This window comes from Schaalia meyeri, assembly GCF_900105015.1.
Lineage (GTDB): Bacteria > Actinomycetota > Actinomycetes > Actinomycetales > Actinomycetaceae > Pauljensenia > Pauljensenia meyeri.
Genome location: NZ_FNLK01000015.1, coordinates 146975 through 164580, shown reverse-complemented (window position 1 = coordinate 164580; position 17606 = coordinate 146975). Strand labels below are relative to the sequence as shown.

At 65.4% G+C, this 17606-nt stretch carries 13 protein-coding genes; 2 read left to right on the top strand and 11 right to left on the bottom strand.

Annotation, left to right across the window (positions count from 1 at the left end):
- Positions 1-235: 235 nt before the first annotated feature.
- From BLT68_RS08855 to BLT68_RS08835, 5 genes are all read right to left on the bottom strand, one after another.
- A complete protein-coding gene (locus BLT68_RS08855; RefSeq protein WP_074633730.1) occupies positions 236-1150 on the bottom strand; it encodes an anchored repeat-type ABC transporter permease subunit in 915 nt (304 codons plus the stop codon).
- Positions 1147-1866 carry an anchored repeat-type ABC transporter ATP-binding subunit gene (locus BLT68_RS08850; RefSeq protein WP_074633728.1) on the bottom strand — a complete coding sequence of 240 codons (720 nt, stop codon included), beginning with the start codon at positions 1864-1866 and terminating at the stop codon, positions 1147-1149. Before BLT68_RS08850 ends, BLT68_RS08855 begins: the two co-directional genes overlap by 4 nt.
- Complete coding sequence (locus tag BLT68_RS08845; protein ID WP_232618733.1) at positions 1863-3245, bottom strand: choice-of-anchor M domain-containing protein; 1383 nt, start codon at positions 3243-3245, stop codon at positions 1863-1865. The genes BLT68_RS08850 and BLT68_RS08845 overlap by 4 nt, the downstream gene beginning before the upstream one ends.
- Complete coding sequence (locus tag BLT68_RS08840) at positions 3242-4846, bottom strand: anchored repeat ABC transporter, substrate-binding protein (protein WP_074633760.1); 1605 nt, start codon at positions 4844-4846, stop codon at positions 3242-3244. The genes BLT68_RS08845 and BLT68_RS08840 overlap by 4 nt, the downstream gene beginning before the upstream one ends.
- Before the next feature lie 95 nt (positions 4847-4941).
- Positions 4942-6933, bottom strand: coding sequence for a TIGR03773 family transporter-associated surface protein (locus BLT68_RS08835; RefSeq protein ID WP_074633727.1), 1992 nt, complete (start codon positions 6931-6933; stop codon positions 4942-4944).
- 1952 nt (positions 6934-8885) lie between these two features.
- On the opposite strand from BLT68_RS08835, the gene BLT68_RS08820 reads away from it, so the two are divergent.
- Positions 8886-10214, top strand: coding sequence for an aminotransferase-like domain-containing protein (locus tag BLT68_RS08820; RefSeq protein WP_074633725.1), 1329 nt, complete (start codon positions 8886-8888; stop codon positions 10212-10214).
- Positions 10215-10236: 22 nt separating this feature from the next.
- Complete coding sequence (locus BLT68_RS08815) at positions 10237-11247, top strand: D-alanine--D-alanine ligase family protein (RefSeq protein ID WP_074633724.1); 1011 nt, start codon at positions 10237-10239, stop codon at positions 11245-11247.
- A 369-nt stretch (positions 11248-11616) separates the two neighbouring features.
- Here BLT68_RS08815 and BLT68_RS08810 read toward each other — a convergent pair whose 3' ends face one another.
- The 6 genes from BLT68_RS08810 to yidC all read right to left on the bottom strand — a co-directional run bounded on the left by BLT68_RS08810 (position 11617) and on the right by yidC (position 17606).
- On the bottom strand, positions 11617-12246 hold the full coding sequence (locus BLT68_RS08810; protein ID WP_070778437.1) for an HAD family hydrolase: 630 nt from the start codon (positions 12244-12246) through the stop codon (positions 11617-11619).
- A gap of 146 nt (positions 12247-12392) precedes the next feature.
- Positions 12393-13682 (bottom strand): ParB/RepB/Spo0J family partition protein, encoded by a 1290-nt coding sequence (locus BLT68_RS08805; protein ID WP_074633722.1) that lies wholly within the window; start codon positions 13680-13682, stop codon positions 12393-12395.
- 169 nt (positions 13683-13851) lie between these two features.
- Positions 13852-14733, bottom strand: a complete 882-nt coding sequence (locus tag BLT68_RS08800) for a ParA family protein (protein ID WP_050695509.1) — start codon at positions 14731-14733, stop codon at positions 13852-13854.
- A gap of 274 nt (positions 14734-15007) precedes the next feature.
- Entirely contained in the window at positions 15008-15691 is a 684-nt protein-coding gene (gene rsmG / locus BLT68_RS08795; protein WP_070778435.1) for a 16S rRNA (guanine(527)-N(7))-methyltransferase RsmG, read from the bottom strand.
- A complete protein-coding gene (locus tag BLT68_RS08790) occupies positions 15684-16187 on the bottom strand; it encodes a Jag family protein (RefSeq protein ID WP_050695507.1) in 504 nt (167 codons plus the stop codon). The genes rsmG and BLT68_RS08790 overlap by 8 nt, the downstream gene beginning before the upstream one ends.
- Positions 16188-16268: 81 nt before the next feature.
- Complete coding sequence (yidC, locus tag BLT68_RS08785; protein ID WP_074633720.1) at positions 16269-17606, bottom strand: membrane protein insertase YidC; 1338 nt, start codon at positions 17604-17606, stop codon at positions 16269-16271.

Sequence of the window (17606 nt, the reverse complement as noted above, 5' to 3'; positions counted from 1 at the left end):
ACAGGGCTTCACGAGCCGCAAGCGCACACACGCTTACAAGCACGCACACGCGCCCGGACCCAGACACCCGGCGAGCGCAAGCGCAGTGGCCGGCCGGGGATCGCGTCGGGGTTCCCCGGAAGACACCCCCGCGAGCGAGACACCCCCGCGAGCGAGACACCCCCGCGAGCGAGACACCCCCACGGGCGAGACGCCTCCGCGAGCGCAAGCGCAGCCGGAAGCCCTCACAAGGGCGTCATCCCCGCCTCTCGCGAAGGGTCCGCGCGAGGAGGCCGTGCCTCGGCGCGAAGAGCCAGGCGAGCACGAAGCACGCCGTGAGCACCAGGACGATCGTGGCGCCCGTGGGCACGTCCAGCGCCCACGACAGGTACAGGCCCACCAGGCCCCCGCCGGCCCCCAAAACGGGCGACAGAACCATCATGGTGCCCAGCCGATCGCACAGCAGTCGCGCGGTGGCCGCGGGAGTGACGAGCAGCGCGAGGACCAGCACGTTTCCGATCGTCTGCACGGAGATCACGACGGCGAGCGCCACGGCGACGTACAGGGACAGGTCCGCGGCGAGCACGCGCACGCCCGCCGCCCGGGCGCTCTCGCGGTCCAGCGTCACCGCGACGATGGGCCGGTGAGCGAGGAACAGCATGAGCAATACGAGCGCAGCCCCAGCCAGCACGACGGGCACGTCGGAGGCGGGGATGCCCGTGATCGACCCGAAAAGGAAGTCCTGCAGGCTGCCCGCGTACCCCGGCGCGCGCGCGATGATCGCGATGCCGAGGGCGAACGCGCCGACGAAGAGCACGCCGATGACGGAGTCCTCCTTGAGCCTCCGGTTCTGCGCGAGCAGCGCCACGAGCACGGCGGTCACGACGCCCGCGAGAGCCCCGCCGAGCACCAGGGACCCGCCGCACACGAACGCGATCGCCAGGCCGGGGAACACGGAGTGCGCGACGGCGTCGCCGATGAAGGCCATGCCGCGCAGGACGACGTGCACGCCGACGCTGCCGCACACGAGGGCGGCGACGACGGCGATCAGCAGCGCGCGCGGCAGGAACGCGAGCGCCGGGTTCATCAGGTCGCGGAAGAAGTCCAGGGGGCTGAGGAAGTCGGTGGTCGCGACCAGGCCGTGGCCGGCGGCGTGGATGACGGTGTTCATGCGCGCACTCCCAGGGCGTCGAGGATGGGGTTGTCGGAGCGCACGTCGAAGGCGCGGATCCACGGGTCTGCGTCGGTGAGAGAGCCGGGCGTGCCCGAGGCGATGATTGTGCGCCGCAGCAGGTACAGGCGGTCGCATCCGGCGCGGGCGCCAATCAGGTCGTGGGTGGTCATGAGCAGGGCGCGGCCCCCGTTAGCGAGGGAGCGGAACAGGTCCATGAGCATCTCCTGGGTGGGCATGTCGAGGCCCGTAAAGGGTTCGTCGAGCAGCAGCACAGCGGGCCGGATGGCGAGCGCCCGGGCGACGAGCACACGCTGGCGTTGTCCGCCAGAGAGCTCCCCGATGGGCCGACCCGCGAGGTCGCGCATGCCGACGAGGCCCAGGGCCTCCTCGACGGCCCGAAAGTGCGGGGTGCGGGGCCTTCGCATCAGTCCCTGCCTGACCGTGACGGCCTGCAGGACGGCGCCACGCACGCTGATCGGGAAGTCCCACGCGAATTCGTGGCGCTGCGGCACGTACCCGATCGCACCGTCGGTTTCGACGCGCCCGGTCGACGGGATCAGGCCCAGGATCGCGCGGATCAGTGTGGTTTTCCCAGCGCCGTTGGGTCCGATGAGGCCGACGAGTTCCCCCGCCTCGACCTCCAGGTCGACGCCCTCAAGGACGCTGCGCCCGCCCAGGGATGCGCCCACAGAGGTGACGCGAAGCTGGCTCACCTCTCCCCTCCCCCGCTGGCCGGGCCGTCCGAAGCTGAGCCCTCGTCCGAGCCATCGCCCGCGGTCGAGGCAGCACTCTTGCCCGCGCCTGAGCTCTCATCCGCAGTCGAGGCAGCGCCCGGGTCGGCGGCCGACGAAGCGGAGTCGGCCTCGGCGATGGCGGCGGCCTGTTCGGCACGGCTGCTGCGTGCGCGAGCCACGACAAGGGCGGCGATGAACGCAACGGAGACGATCACCGCGCCGATAAGGGCGAGGAACGCCCAGTCGGGCAGGCCGCCTTCGGAGGCGGAGCCGTCGGCGGCAGCCTCGCCGGAGGAGCGCTGGGCTGAAGGCTTGCCGGAGGCGCCCCCCTTGGACGGGGACGCGGCGGCCTTATCGGTGGGCGGGGCCATCGCGAAGGCCTCGGAAGCGGAAGCGGAGTCGCCGACGGCGAAGCGCAGGGTGGTGGAGGCGCTCACGGCCTCGCCGGAGGTGGTGGTGCCCGAGAACGTGACGGTGGCCGTGTAGGTGCCGGGGGCGGAGAACGCCCAGTTGGCGTGCACGTGGGTGCCGGAGTCGATCCACACGTCGCCGGGAGCCGCGCCGGAGTCGGCCAGCAGCAGGGGCTTGCCGAAGGTGCCGGACTGCAGGAACAGCCAGGCGCGGCCGGGACCACTGACGGGGCCGACGCGCATGGTGAGGCCGCGGTCGATGGTGGCGGTGACGGCCGGGTCCTGGGTGTTCCAGCCGAGCCAGACCACGTTCGGGTTCTGCGTCTGGGGGATCACGTGCACGGGCTTGCCGGCCACGTCGGCCAGGAACGGGTAGTCGGCCGAGTCGGGCGCGGTCATGATGGCCGAGTCGGATACTCGCAGCACCGTCTGGTTCGGGTCGTGCCAGACGCCGCGTCCGGCGTCGTCGTGGCGCAGGCCGGCCCGCCATTGCCCGTCGATCAGGCGAGGCCCGAGGTCGAGGTGCCCGACGCCGATCTCGGCGGGCTCGGCCGACCATTCTTCGTGGGCGGCGACGCTCTGGGCCAGGTCGGGGTCGGTGGGGTCGGCGAGGGCCACGGGCGCGCCGATCACACAGGCAAGCGCGCACAGCAGGGCAGCGATGGGCCAGCGCACCACGCGCATGGCACGAACGCGGGGCCCCGACGCTGACGGCAGGACCCGGCTGAGCTCGGCAGCAAAGCCTGAGGCCAACGCGGCACGAGGCAGCCGCAGGGCCCGACCGGAGACAGCAATCGGACGCCGTTTAGCCCTGGGGGTGGCGGCAGGGCCCGGCCGGGCTTCGAGACGCGGCGCAGAGCGCAGCTCGGTCGCCGAGTCTCGCGGGCGGGCCGCCGCCCCCAGGGCACCGAGACGGCGGACGAAAGAGGAAACAATGTCAGCGTTCATGGCATCTCCTTGCCGCCCAGGCAGCGTGCCAGTGAGCGGGCGTTGTGTTGCATCATGTCGATGTAGGTGGGTGCTTGGTCGTCCAGGGTGTCACCGTAGAGCGGACAGATGTCGACCCCGGCATCGGTGGCGGCCGTGCGCAGGGTGGATCGGGTGCGCGCCAGGTTGGGTTCCAGGAACACGGCGGGGATGTTCGCATCTGCCAGGGTCGCCTGGAGTTTGATCCGGTCGGCGACGGATGGTTCGACGCTGGGATTGGGTGCGACGAAGCCTGCGACGGTGAGCCCGTAGGCGTTCGCCAGATACCCGTACGCGTCGTTTGTGGTGACGAGCTTGCGCGCTTCCTTGGGGATGGAGCTGATGGTGTCGCTGACGTAGGCATCGAGTGCGTCGAGGCGCGCGAGGTACGTGGCGGCGTTGGTACGGTAGGTGGCCTCACCGCCCGGGTCGACGCGGGTGAGGGTGTCGCGGATGACCCTCACGTAGGCCTGCGCGTTATGGACGTCGTGCCACAGGTGGGGGTCGATGTCGCCGTGCACGTGTTTGCCGAGGACCGCCTGGGGCAGCATGTAAACGTTGGCGCCTGCCCCTCCGATGAATCGGAACGTGGCCTGGCCGGGAATCGTGGTGAGCGCCCGGGTGGGTACTTCGATGACGGCGTGATCAAGGTCGGTGCATTCCATGGTGGAGGCCCCGGCGCCTGCCGCGTTCGCCTGCGGAGAGCAGGGGGCCGAGTGTTCTTGGTCCCCGGAGGAGCCAACGGAAAGCGCGCCGACGTCGGATGCGAGTTCGACGCGTTTGGTGGCGAGGTTGACGGTGATGTCGGCGTGTCCGCCGCGCAGGATGCGGCGTCCTTCGGCGGCGGCGATCTCTTCGGGTGGGGTGCCGACGGCGAAGACCGCTGTGCCTTCCCCGACGGGGGTGGGTGTGGCTCCGGGGGTGGTTCGTAGGCTTGCGCGGAAGTGGACGCGGTAGACGCCTGGGGCGGTGAACGCCCAGCTCATGTGCTGGTGCGCGTCGGCGGGCAGGTGCGCGGTGTCGGCGTCGTATCCGGTGGCGGCGTCGAAGCCGTCAGAGGATGCGAAGGCGATTTCGGGCTGGCCGAAGGACGTGGTGAGGTAGGCGGAGGCCTCGCCGGGTCCGTCAACGCCGGTGGCGGTGAGGTCGATCTGGGAGGCGCGGGTAGCGCCCAGGTCGGCTCCGTCTCCCCAGACGCGCATGCCCAGCCAGGGGGTGTCGAGGGCCCGGTCTTCGACGAGGGGCAGGATGGTCGCCCCGTTCTTTGCTGCTTCCTCGGCGACGGACACGGACTGGGAGCCGGTGGGCAGGTTGGAGTCCAGGGCCCGGATGAGGGCGTGTTCTTCGAGCATGAGGTAGTTGGAGAAGGCGACGTCCGCGTAGGCAACGTCACGGATGGTGCGCAGGGAGGGTTCCCACGAGTGTGGGTCGGCTCCGTCTGGCACCATCTGGGTGACGTGGGCGCGCTCGCCCGCGACGCTTCGCACGAGGTCGGCGAGGATGCCGGTCGTGGTGACGACGCGTAGCTCCCCATCGCTGGCGGGGTCGGGTGCGGGCGCGCACCCCGCCAGCGTCGCTGTCAGGGCTAACGTCGTAGCCGCGAGCGTACACCCACTCCCCCGCCACCCACGGGTGGGGCGGCGGGGGACGGTGGTGCGTGGGCCTCGTTGATTGGAGGTCACGACTTGGCACGCTCGAGGCGTCGGCGGCCGATGGCGCCCACCCACACGCAGGCCGCGCCTGTGAGGGCCCACGTGAGGGACACGACGGCCAGGGGGATGGTGTCGGCGCCGGTGGTGGCCAGGGACAGATCGCAGTCTTTACCGGATGCGGTGCGGCCGACGACCTGGGAGACCATGGGACGTCCGTTCGGACCCAGGGCACCGGTGGCGGTGAGCTCCCCGCCGCTGCCGAAGCCGCTGCCGGACAGGGCGGCGCCGTTGGGGGTGACGCGCATGGAGATGGTGAGCGTGTAGGTTCCAGGCGCGGTAAACACCCAGTTCTGGTGGGCGTGCGTGTTGGCGCCGAGCGTGTAGGTGGAGCCGGGGCCGTCGAAGACGTGCTCGCCGACGCCGGATCCCAGTGCTCCCGCGTTGAAGACGGCGACGCGTCCGGGTCCTTCGACGGCGTCGAGGCTGAATTGGACGCCCCCGGTGGTGCCGGTGACGATTTCTTCGCGCTGGGAGTTCAGGCCCAGCCACGGGACGCCCGCGATCTGGGTGGAGGGGATGAGCCAGACGTTGGATCCGGCGGAGGCGACGAAGCTAAGGTCTGCGGGCGCGCTGATGCGTGCGGCGTCTCCGAGGGCGAAGGTCAGGGACGAGGGATCGACCCACTGGGCGGGCTGCGAGCGGTCGTCCTTGATGCGGGCGACGAGGGTTCCGTTCTCGATCGCGGGCCCCAGGTCGAAGTGTCCGTCTGTCGCGTTTCCGGAGGCGCCCTCGCCGACGCTGAAGGTCAGCTTGGTGCGGGCGGTGTTCGCGGGTGCTTTCGACGAGGCCAGGGTGGCGGCCTCTGCTTCCGTGGCCTCGCGGGTGATGCGGGTGGCGACGCAGCGTTCGGCGCCGCCGCCGCTCGAGCCTCGGGGTGTCTGAGTGGTGGGGGTTTTGCCACCGGTCGTGGCACCGCCCGATGTGTTCGGGGGGTTGTCGGTGGCGCCGCCACCGCTTGCGCCGGAATCGGTGTTTTGAGCCTGTCCCTGGTCGGCGGTCGAGTTCGACCCGCCCTGGTTAGCGCCGGGGGTGGAGGGGTTGGTGCCGGGCCGGTTGGCGTTGGGCCCCTGGGCGGCGTCGGAGACGCACGAGGCCTCGTCGGCCACGTCGATCGTGTAGGTGTGCGCGACGCTCTGGGCGGTTGGTGCCCCGGTGGCCCCCTTGGCCCAGGCGCCCGCCTGGACGGTGAGAACGTAGCGGCCGGCACGCGTGAAGAGCCAGTTGACGTGCTTGTGCGCGGGGTAGGGCTGGTCGATGTCGTCGCCTTCCGGGGCCAGGTCGAAGCTGTGGTCGGCGGTGACCGCCTGCGCATTCCCGCTCAAGCCGGAGGTGAAGGCGTAGATGCGACCGTCGCGCGGGCCGGAGTAGGTGACGTGGAAGCGTGCCGCGTCGTAGCCGCCAGCTGTGATGCCCAGCGTGTCCCATCCGGGCCACAGGACCGTCGCCTGGTTGTCGCCCGACTGGCCGAGCAGGTAGGCGGAGCTGGGTGCTCCGGTGGCCTTGCTGATTTCGGTCGGGATCTGGGTGAGGGTTGATTTCGAGACTGCCAGCAGGGTCTGTTCAGGTTCGCGCAGAACGCCGCTGCCGGTCGCGTCCTCTTTGATGCGCAGTGTGAGCGCTCCGCTTGCGTCGGAGGTCAGGTCGAAGATGTCCGCGTGTCCACGGTCGAGGGTCGCGGTGGTGCCCTGGGGGGCGGCGCGCATAGCCTCGCAGGATGTGATGGCGGTCGGCTCGGCCGCGGGTGTTTCGGGGTTTGCCGCGGCGTTGTCTTCCGTCGTGTTGGCCGTCGCGGCATCTAAGGTGGTGCCCTCTGTTTGAGTGGCCGTATCGGGGCCTGCGGTTGCCTCGCCCTCAGCCTGGGCCACTCCGGGGACCAGGAAAGACGTGGCCGCGAGGGCCATCGCGGCAAAGGCCCGGGCGGCTTGGCGGCCCGGGCTCCGGTGCATCGTGGGGTTCATTGAACTCGTCCTCTAGGTGCGTCGCACGTGAGTATTGAATGAGAATCGTTATCATTCTATGCCTGCTCACCCCGGGCTGCAAAGTTCTAGCACCCGAAACCTTGCTCGAAGTGGAGATACCACGCGATCGACCCCTCACCACACGCCACATCCATGACCGACACCACCCGACCGCCCCGCATGATGAACTGTTACGTACAATAAAGAAACGGTGCGAAATAACTTATTTATCGCCCGAATACTCCGCACCGCAACGACGCAGCGTGGCCGCTCCCGCACGCACCGCTCACCTTAGTGTAGACGGCCACTTTTCTTTGCAATCACTTGGTTTTTCGTGCGATGCATCTTACTGTCCGCACGGTTGATTGTCCGGACTGAAAGGGATAGGCTATAACCATCAAGCGCCTGACACAGCTGCCAAGCTCGTCGGGCGCTTTTCTTGTTTGAAACACGCAGGGTCGCGCCGACGCAACCCGCGTTGGCACACTCCGCGTACGAGGCCCGCCGGTTGATCCCCGGCCTCGTCAAACAGGGATACAACCCACGATACAATCCCAGGAGGAGCAAAACATGTTCTCTACCATCGACATCATGGTCGCCCAGGCCCACATTGATCAGATCAACGAGCTCGCCGAGACGAAGCGTTTCCGTAAGACCGACCGTCACTGAGATTTTTCCGGCGCCGCCAACGTAGCACGCAAGTCCGCAGACCCCACGGGGCTGCGGACTTCTTGTATATAGATGCTGATCGCCACTTCTCCTTTCACACGCATCCCCGCCCAAGCAACTGGCACTCACCCCCAACGAGCGCCGGCCACACCCAAGCACGACAGCCAGCTCACCGCCCACGCCTCCGCGCCCACTCCCCAGCCCTGGCACGATCCGCAGTCAGCTATCTGCATCCTCGAGACAGAAAAGACGCTGTTGCCACCTGCTCCCATTCCTCCACAGCCTCGCGGTACAGGCACCACCCCCAACACGGCACCGCCGCCCCACGCATGACACCCACGCCACCCCCGCGAGCGCAAACCAGCAAACGTATGAAACTGGCACCACCCCAGCACGCCCCAAAGTCCCCAGTTTGAGTCTTCTCACCCGCGCAGGGGCGACGCCGGTTTCAACGCGCCATGCGCGCACCCGGACCAGCCCGAACACGGGTGGCGTATCGGCGAGATCGCTGCTCGTGAACTGGGAGTCGTCGTCATGGTCAGTTGGTGACTGGGCAGGAACCGTGCTCGTGGATACCAACCTATCCAGGAGCGCATGGTCCATTCACGAGGCGCGACCCACAAGCACACCTCCCCTACCCTGCTATCCCACCGTGGCACCGCAGGCGGAGCTTGTGGATAGAAGGAGTGTTCCGAGGAGATTTCGGTGAGTCATCCGGCGTTTTCCCCTTGTCGAGATGACGCAAACAATAGGCGAAGAGCTCGTCTGCTCGTTCTTCAGGGCTCTTGTCACCGAATAGATTCCGCGCACGAATGCGGTAGAAGCCACCATCAACAAGGATTGCCGTTCGTTCAGTAAAAATAGCCACGTTGCTACTCCTCGACATATAAAAAGCCAGTCATCGGCATCTCCATATCGGCGGAGGGTCAACGGCTGGCTTTGCTGCCTCTGATGGTAGCACGATCGAAGCACTCGTCACCTGTTTTCACCCACAACACAGCACGTCCCGATACAGGCTGCCACAGGCCTGGCCGGGCTTCGAAATCGATCCCTCCCAGCTCGGACACGGGTGGCGATCTCGCGGCCTGCCCGCCCGCGGGCACACAACGAAGCCATACCACAGCAACACAGGCCAGGCGACGGCCGGGCATCAGGCGGGGCGCGGGCGCGATTGTTTCACGTGAAACATCTGCCCATCCCCACCCCAACACCACGCGTGACCCAGAAAGTGGCACACTTGACCTATACGGATAACGCGACTTCACACAAAGGATGGCACGCCCTTGACTCAGCCCTCATCGCACGGAGCGACCCCGGCCTCATCCGGGAAGGCGCCCTCGCACGGTAACCGACTCGATCCCTGGTATGACGTCTACGCGGACCGCGCCCACAACCTGCGTGCCTCCGAGATCCGCGCGCTCTTTTCCGTGGTTTCTCGGCCCGAGGTCGTCTCACTGGCGGGAGGAATGCCGAACCTGAAGGACCTGCCGCTGGACAGCTTGGCCGCCTCCGCGGAGAAGCTCATCCGCAACCACGGGGCAAAGGCCATGCAATACGGCAGCGGGCAGGGCTGGGAGGTGCTGCGCGAACGCATCACCGAGGTCATGGGCTACGACGGCATCGTTGGCGCCGACCCTGACGATGTGGTCGTCACGACGGGCAGCCAGCAGGCCCTCGACATTGTCACCGAGCTATTCGTCAACCCCGGCGACGTCGTTCTCGCGGAGGCGCCCTCCTACGTGGGCGCCCTCGGCGTCTTCCGTGCGCGCCAGGCCGACGTCGTCCACGTGCCCATGGACGAGGACGGGATCATCCCCGAGGCCCTCGTCGATACCATTCGCGACGTGCGCGCCAGCGGCCGGACGATCAAGTTCATCTACATCATCCCGAACTACCACAATCCCGCCGGCGTCACCCTTTCCGCGCAGCGCCGCCCGATCATCGCGGACATCTGCCTGCGCGAACACATCCTCATCGTCGAGGACAACCCCTACGGCCTGCTGGGCTTTCACAGCGACCCGCTGCCGGCCATCGCCTCGTACAGCCCCGAGGGCGTTGTCTATCTGGGTTCCTTCTCCAAGATGTTTGCGCCGGGCTTCCGCATCGGCTGGGCGTACGCGCCGCACGCGATCCGCGCCAAGCTGGTCCTGGCGTTGGAGTCCGCGATCCTGTGCCCATCGATGGTCGGCCAGATGACGATCGCCGACTACTTGAGCAGCTACGACTGGTACGGCCAGGTGAAGTCCTTCCGCTCAATGTACGCCGAGCGCTGCCGTGCCATGCTCGCCTCGCTGGAAGAGTTCATGCCCTCGTGCACGTGGACGGTCCCCGACGGGGGCTTCTACACGTGGGTGACCCTGCCCGACGGCCTCAACGCAAAGGCCATGCTGCCGCGCGCCGTCCGTGCTCAGGTGGCCTACGTGTCGGGCACGGCCTTTTTCTACGACGGCCAAGGATCGAACCACATGCGCCTGTCGTTCTGCTACCCGACGCCCGAGGAGATCCGCGAGGGCGTGCGCCGCCTGTCAACTGTCGTCAATACCGAAAAGGACATCGTCGACATGTTTGGAACCGCCTCAATCGACGAGGCCGGGGCCGCCTCGACCCGCTAGGTAACGTTAGGAGAAACCACCCATGGCCACGAAAGTTCTCATCATCGCCGGCGGACTTACTCACGAGCGTGACGTGTCGGTCCGTTCGGGTCGCCGCGTCGCCAATATCCTTACTCAATTCGGCTACGAGGTCATGCGCTCCGACGTCAACGCCTCGCTGAGCGAGGCAATTAGATCTTTCGCACCCGACGTCGTGTGGCCCCTGGTGCACGGTTCGATCGGCGAGGACGGCTCCCTGCAGTCGTTCTTGGAGTCCGTCGGCATCCCCTTCGTGGGTTCTTCGTCCGTTCAGGCCATGCTTGCCTCGAACAAGCCCACCGCGAAGGCACTGCTGGGTTCTGCCGGCATGGCGACGCCGGGGTGGGTGACGCTTCCGCAGGCAATTTTCCGCCAGCTGGGGGCATCCAACGTGCTCAGCGCCCTGGAGGATTCCGTGTCCTTCCCCGTCGTCATTAAGCCCACGGATGGTGGCTCGGCGCTGGGCATTTCGACGGCGCACGACGCAAACCAGCTGCGTCGCTCGATGGTGGATGCCTTCGCTTATGGGCAGCGGCTCATGGTCGAGCAGCGCATCGACGGGCGCGATGTCGCCGTCTCCGTGATCGATCTGAGTGACGGGCCCATCGCCCTGCCCCCCGTCGAGATTTCTACGGACGGTGGCCGTTACGACTACGACGCCCGTTACACGACCGACGAAACCGAGTACTTTGTCCCCGCCCGTTTATCCGAGGAAACGCTCGCAGACCTGCAGGCCGCAGCGGTCGAGGCCCACACAACCCTGGGTCTGCGCGACCTGTCGCGCATGGACTTCGTGGTTGACCGTGAGGGAACCTGCTGGTTCATCGACGCGAACGTTGCCCCCGGCATGACGGACACCTCGCTCCTGCCTCAGGCAGCTAACGCGCTCAACGATTCCTCCTTCGCCCATCTGTGCGCCGACATCGTTGATTTCGTCGCCGCCGGCCGCGTGGTCTCCTCAGATCCCCAGGATGCCGACCGGGCCGTGGCTGACTCCCAGGAGGACGCACAGTAAGAACGGCGGAGAGGGTAGTTTGACGCCCGACAGACTTGGGGCCCGCCGGGGGATACATCCTCCCGGCGGGCTCATTGTTTCACGTGAAACAATGGGATTGATTAGAGTCCGAGGAACCCACCGGGCGCTGCCCGAGTCACGTGAAGCTGGGCTTTCGAGCAGCAGAGTCGCAGCGAGGCACAGAATGTGCGCCACGCGAGAGACAGTGCGGAGCGAAACGCTGGTGCGAATCCGATGCGTGATTGGGCCGACTGATGCACGGGACAAACGACGTCGCCCGACTGGATGCCATGAACGCTGATATATCCTCAAACGCGGCAAAACAGCTGTAGTGCCCGCGACGCGTGGCTGCAGCTGCCCTTCCGGGCGTTAGGCCAGGAATCCCAGCTGCTCCAAGCGCTCGCGTGCATGCTCCACGCCCTTCCAGACGATGCCCTGAACCCCCATCAGTTCGGCGGCGCGCACGTTTTCGCGCCGATCGTCGATGAACGCCACCTGTTCGTAAGGCGTGTTGATGCGATGCAGGACGTCCCGATAGATGCCGCGCGCGGGCTTGCAGATTCCGTAGTCGCAGGAGAAGGAGAAGAAATCGAAGAGCCTGCCCCACTCCGATCGCCGAATCGCCTTCGCAATCGGATAGGGCGCGTTCGACAAGATACCCACGCGAACGCCCTGCTGACGCAACTGACGAACCAGACCCAGGGTCTGTCCGTTTGCGGTCGCCATGCGCGACGCGTCCAGCGCCACCAGAGCGCTCAAAAGTTCCTTGGTCGGCTCCGGCTTTCCGCAGTCACCCGCAATCCGATCCCAAAACTCACGATCCGGCAAGCCCGCGTCATAGTCGCCTCGATGCGTCCATATCGCCTGATCGACCAGCGACGTCAAGGCACGCGAGCCGTCGCCAAGCATCTCGGCGATGATGTGCGGATCGGGGTGAGAGTCCACCAGGACCCCTCCGACATCGAAAAGCACGGTGCGCGAACTGCCTTGGGCGTTCATGCCTTTCGCTCCTTCTGGTACTGCGCGGGCCCACCGGCGGACCCTGTAGAAGTAGTCTAAGCGTTGAAAGAATCGCAGAATAGTGCGGAAAATGTATGATTGGAAACATACCCCGCCTGACCTGCGAAAAGACGTATAAAGTTCAGTCAGCGCAGAATGAGATCCGCAATCCGCTGGAGGTCATCTGCGCCGGCGAATTCGATGACGATTCGCCCCTTCTTGCGCCCCTCGGTGATGGACACGCGCGTATCGTAGGCGTCGGATAGGGCAGACACGACGCTCTCCCCCAGCGGCGACAGCGGGCGCTGCTGGCGGGGGCGCGGGCGCGAGGCAGCCTTCACCTTACCCAGGCGGGCGATCTCCTCGGTGGTACGCACCGAGAGCCCCTCCGCTACGATACGCTCCGCCAACCGTTCCATCTCCTGGGGGCTGGGCAGGGCCAGCAGGGCGCGGGCATGTCCCGCGGTGATCACCTGCGCGGCCACCTTCTTTTGGACGGACGGCGGCAGTTTCAGAAGGCGCAGAGTATTGGCAATCTGCGGGCGTGAGCGTGCGATCCTTTTTGCCAGCTCCTCCTGAGTCGCACCGAAATCCGCCATGAGCTGCTGATACGCGCTGGCCTCCTCCAACGGATTGAGCTGAGCCCGATGCAGGTTTTCCAGGAGCGCGTCACGGAGCAGATCCCCGTCCTCGGTCTCCCTGATGATCGCCGGAATCGTTGTTTCGCCCGCGAGCTCCGAGGCGCGCAGACGACGCTCACCCATGATCAGCTCGTAGCGCGCTTCGGGCTTGTCAGCGAGGAACTTCTTGAGTTTTGCGGAACGACCCGTGGCAGGGATGCTGCGGACGACGACGGGTTGAAGAACGCCGACCTCCCTGATTGAGGCCGCCAGTTCTTTCAGATCCTCCTCGTTGAACACCTCGCGAGGCTGCTTCGTGTTGGGAACGATCTGATTGATAGGAATCTCGGCGAAGGAGGCGCCGGGAACCGGCAGCAGCTGTCGTTCGTCAGATGTTTCACGTGAAACATCCTCGCGCTCGTGAACGCGGTCTGAGACGGAGCGTGACGGATCACCGGCGGACGTGGCGATGTCGCCGCGCCTCCGATGCGAGGTACCGTTTCCATCACTGAAACCCCCGTCCCCCTTGGCCTTTCGACCGGCCGCGCCAGCATCAACGGGTGGCATCGCCGGGCGTTTCTTCTGTGACGAGGCACCGGCACGCTTGGGCTGGAGAAGATCCTTCGCGGAGCCTCCCCTGCCGCGCGCGGACGATCCCTCAGGAAAGAAGACGTCGAGCGGGCGCGAAGGCGTCGAACGCGTTGATTGCGACGTCTGCTCGGGAGCCTGAGGGATCAGCGCTCCGAGACCGCGACCCAGTCCACTGTGCTTGCGAGCGGCCTTCCGACCCTCAGACTTCGATGATGCATCCGCCATTGCAATACTCCTTCAATTACGTCGATCCATTGTTTCACGTGAAACAATGCCGCGCGCTCAGCTCGGGAGCGCCGTTGATCACTATCTTGCAGCTATATCCACAGGTGTTGTCAGTAGGTGCCAGGCCGGATAGACGACGGTGACGGTCGCAATGTTTCACGTGAAACAATCACTCGCCACTATCCGCCAGCCGTCGACACAGCTCGAGCGCCGCCTTGCGGTAGGCTATCGCGCCATTATTCCGCGCGTCGTAGGTGATGACCGTCTGACCGTAACTGGGGGCCTCGGAGATGCGAACGGAACGGGGAATGACGGTCTGAAAAGTCTGATCTGGAAAGTGCGTGCGAACCTCATCCTCGACCTCCTCCGACAGGCGGGTGCGCTTATCGGCCATGGTCAGCAGCATTCCAGACACCCGCAAGCCGGGATTCAGATCAACGCCGATGCGTTCAACCGTGTTCCACAGCTGACTCAACCCTTCAAGCGCGTAGTACTCAGCCTGAATGGGAATCAGAACGTCGTTAGCGGCAACCATGACGTTGAGGGTCACCAGACCAAGTGACGGAGGACAGTCGATTAGCACGATGTCGACGTCGCGATGCGTCGCCACGTACTCACGCAGCGCCACGTTCAGCCGATACTCGCGATGAGGCACATCCACAAGCTCGATCTCGGCGCCGGACAGGTCGATGGTCGCGGGGCTAACGAGGATGCCGTCAATGTCGGGGCACTGCTGAACAACGTCTTCGACACGCGCGCCGCCGATGATCACATCGTAGGTCGATGGCGTGCCGGCCGAATGCGGAACCCCCAGCGCACTGGATGCGTTACCCTGCGCGTCCGCATCAACAACGAGGACCGTCAAACCACCCAGCGCCAAACCGGCGGCAAGGTTCACCGTTGAGGTCGTCTTGCCAACTCCGCCCTTTTGATTTGCCACCGCGATGATGCGCGTCGCCTCGGGCTTAGGAAACTCGGCACCCTCAAGGATCTCCAAATCGCGCAGATTACGTTCGATCTGAGTAGACAGAGGGGTGTTGTTATTGCTCATGACACCTTCCTAAGTTCTGCCTCTAGTCTACGGGGAGACGGACGCACTTCCATCATCGAAAGCCCGTGATGCATGAAGGTGCACATAATCGCGTGCCCGCACACCAAAATGCCAGAAAAAACGTTCTGTAGGATCAATTCTCCTGGCCGAACGAACAAAGGCTTCGAAGCAGTCGAGCAACGAAACGATCTGAGAGAACAGTATATTGTGTTTCAGATCACAACAAACGAAGGCTATCGCGCTCCGTGATACTTCTCCCTCGCGCGGAAGCTCCCTACTTGATGCGCGTGCACACCACCACGTAGGTGGACTCATCCTCCATGATGGATGGAACCTCGTGTATCTGAGCACGCAGGTGATGTCGGCGCAGCTCGCCGGATGCCTCCTCGACCTCGATCGGCGCACGCCTGCCCTTGAGGGCCACGAGCGATCCACCCGGAGCGATGAGCTTCGAGGTCATGCGAACGAGCTTGCTCATGTTGGCCACGGCCCGAGCAGTCACCACGTCCGCCTTACCTTTGCCGCGCAACTCCTCAGCGCGAGCCTGATGAATCGTGACGTTATCCAGGCCCAGATCCTCCACCACGTCCATCAGCCATTCGACGCGTCGCGCCATGGGCTCGGCCAGGTGCACGTCAAGGTCGGGACGGCACGCGGCAATCACGATGCCGGGTAGGCCCGACCCCGAACCGATGTCCAGCACCTGGCGCTCCTGCCTGCGCGGCATAAAATCCAGCACCGCCGCCGAATTAACGATGTGCCGGGACCAGATACGTTCCATGTCGCGCGGGCTAAGAAGGCCCCGGATCTCGCCTTCCTCCTCAAGCATCCGCGCGTACTCGCAAATATCAGAGAAAGCCGATCCGAAAAAGCCCCGGACGGCCCTGGTGGGTTCTTCTGGAACGAAGGGGTCGCCTGCTTGACGACCCCTGACCGTTCCCTTCGATTCCTCACTCACCGTCTAAATCCGGGGCCAGGATAACGACGCGCCGGTGTGGCTCAACACCCTCTGACTCGGAGGTGAGCCCATCGGCGGCGACCACGTCATGGCAGACTTTACGCTCAAAGGGGTTCATGGCCTCCAGCTTGACGGCCTCCCCGCTGGCGCGCACCTGGGCGATGGCCTCGCGCGTGATGTCCTGAAGCTCTTCCTTACGCTCGGCCCTAAATCCGGCGATGTCGAGCATCAGACGCGAACGCTCGCCGGTCTCGGTCTGAACGGCCAGGCGGGTCAGCTCCTGGAGCGCATCCAAGACCTCTCCGTCCTCACCGACCAGGCGGTCGAGCGCCTCGGGGTCGTCGGCGACGATCTCGACCGATGCACGACCGTTCTCGACGTCGATCTCGATGTCGCCGTCCAGGTCGGCGATGTCGAGCAGCTCTTCCAGGTAGTCGGCGGCGAGATCACCCTCTTCTTCGAGGCGGGTGAGCTTACCTGCGTTGTCGTCACTCATGACGTCTCCTCCGTGGTGGGGAATGGGGTCGTATTGGTCTCAAGGTTACCCTCGAGTGCCCGGACCGGAAAACTGTGGTGGTCAGCGCTTGTTTCCGGAGCGGCGGCGCGCCTTACGTCGCGCGACACGGCGGCGCTCGATCTCTTCGGCGCTGAGCGAGCCGTGTCCGCTATCCGTGGTGCCATCGGACGCATCGGCCGAGGCCTTGGCGGCGTCGCGCTCGAGGGAGCGGCGGTTGCGGACCTTCTTTTGCATTTCGGCACGCTGGGCGGACGCTTCCTGTTTTGCGATGCGCTTGTCGACGGCCGCACGCAGCCCGCGCATCCACTGTTCGTCGGGCAGGGTGGTCCACTTCTGGCTGGCCAGGTTGCGGTAGACCGTGATGATCTCGCCGACCGACATGGAGGCGGGGAAGTCGGATGCGACGTGTTGCTTCTTGGCCTTGGAGCGAACCTCGGCGAGCGTGCGCTCGTTGAGTTCGTCGACGCGCGGGTCGGTGGCGGGGTTACCGAGGCCCGCTCGCTCGCGGTCGTAGTCCTGGAAGAAGGGTTTGGCCCATTCCTGGTAGGCGGCCTCGCGCGAGGAAAGCAGGTCGACATAGGCGCGAGAACCCGGCGTGGGCATAACCTTGATGGTCCAGTAGGCCTGGGCGAGTGCCCAGAACGATGCGGTCACGGTGTAGATAACGACACCCATCTGGAAGAAGACACCGGAGAAGATAAACATCAACGGCATCACATACATCATGGACCGCTGTGACTGGGCCATAGGATTGTCGCCCATGTCGGGCATGTTGCGCGAGAAGGACAGGCGCATCGACACGAACTGAAGAACGACCATCAAGACGATCGCGACGACGAAGACGGCAATGCTCACGGGCTCGCCGGAGGAATCGCGAATGGTGTGCGACAGGGGCACGCCAAAGACGGTCGAGTTCACGATCTCTGAGGAGACGGCTAAGTTGAGGGGACCCAGGTGATCCGTGGGCTCTCCGCGGTAGGTGTACGTGCCGGAGGCGATCGAGGAAACCGCGATGATGGCGCGGTACATGCCGAAGAGGACGGGCATCTGCACCAGCATCGGCAGGCACGACGCGAAGGGTGAGACCTTGTGCTTGCGCTGCAGGGCCTGCGTCTCCTCCATCATCTTTTGGCGGCTGGCCTGATCCTTCTTGCCCTTGTACTTATCCTGAATCTTGCGCATTTCAGGCTGGATGGCCTGCATGGCGCGCGAGGACCGGATCTGCTTGAGGAACAGCGGAATGATGGCGATGCGCACCAGGATGGTGAGCAGCACAATGGACAGGACCCACGCCACGCCGGAGCCGGAGGAGAATCCCAGCATCACCAGGAGGTTATGGATCCACACCCACAGGTAGGAGATGGCCCACGCGAATGGGTGGAGAATTGCATCGAACAT

Excerpts from the sequence above, each read along its gene's own strand:
- yidC (WP_074633720.1), bottom strand. The coding sequence starts at position 17,606 with ATGTTCGATGCAATTCTCCACCCATTCGCGTGGGCCATCTCCTACCTG.
- BLT68_RS08815 (WP_074633724.1), top strand. The coding sequence starts at position 10,237 with ATGGCCACGAAAGTTCTCATCATCGCCGGCGGACTTACTCACGAGCGT.
- BLT68_RS08835 (WP_074633727.1), bottom strand. The coding sequence starts at position 6,933 with ATGAACCCCACGATGCACCGGAGCCCGGGCCGCCAAGCCGCCCGGGCC.
- BLT68_RS08790 (WP_050695507.1), bottom strand. The coding sequence starts at position 16,187 with ATGAGTGACGACAACGCAGGTAAGCTCACCCGCCTCGAAGAAGAGGGT.
- BLT68_RS08845 (WP_232618733.1), bottom strand. The coding sequence starts at position 3,245 with ATGAACGCTGACATTGTTTCCTCTTTCGTCCGCCGTCTCGGTGCCCTG.
- BLT68_RS08810 (WP_070778437.1), bottom strand. The coding sequence starts at position 12,246 with ATGAACGCCCAAGGCAGTTCGCGCACCGTGCTTTTCGATGTCGGAGGG.
- BLT68_RS08855 (WP_074633730.1), bottom strand. The coding sequence starts at position 1,150 with ATGAACACCGTCATCCACGCCGCCGGCCACGGCCTGGTCGCGACCACC.
- BLT68_RS08805 (WP_074633722.1), bottom strand. The coding sequence starts at position 13,682 with ATGGCGGATGCATCATCGAAGTCTGAGGGTCGGAAGGCCGCTCGCAAG.
- BLT68_RS08800 (WP_050695509.1), bottom strand. The coding sequence starts at position 14,733 with ATGAGCAATAACAACACCCCTCTGTCTACTCAGATCGAACGTAATCTG.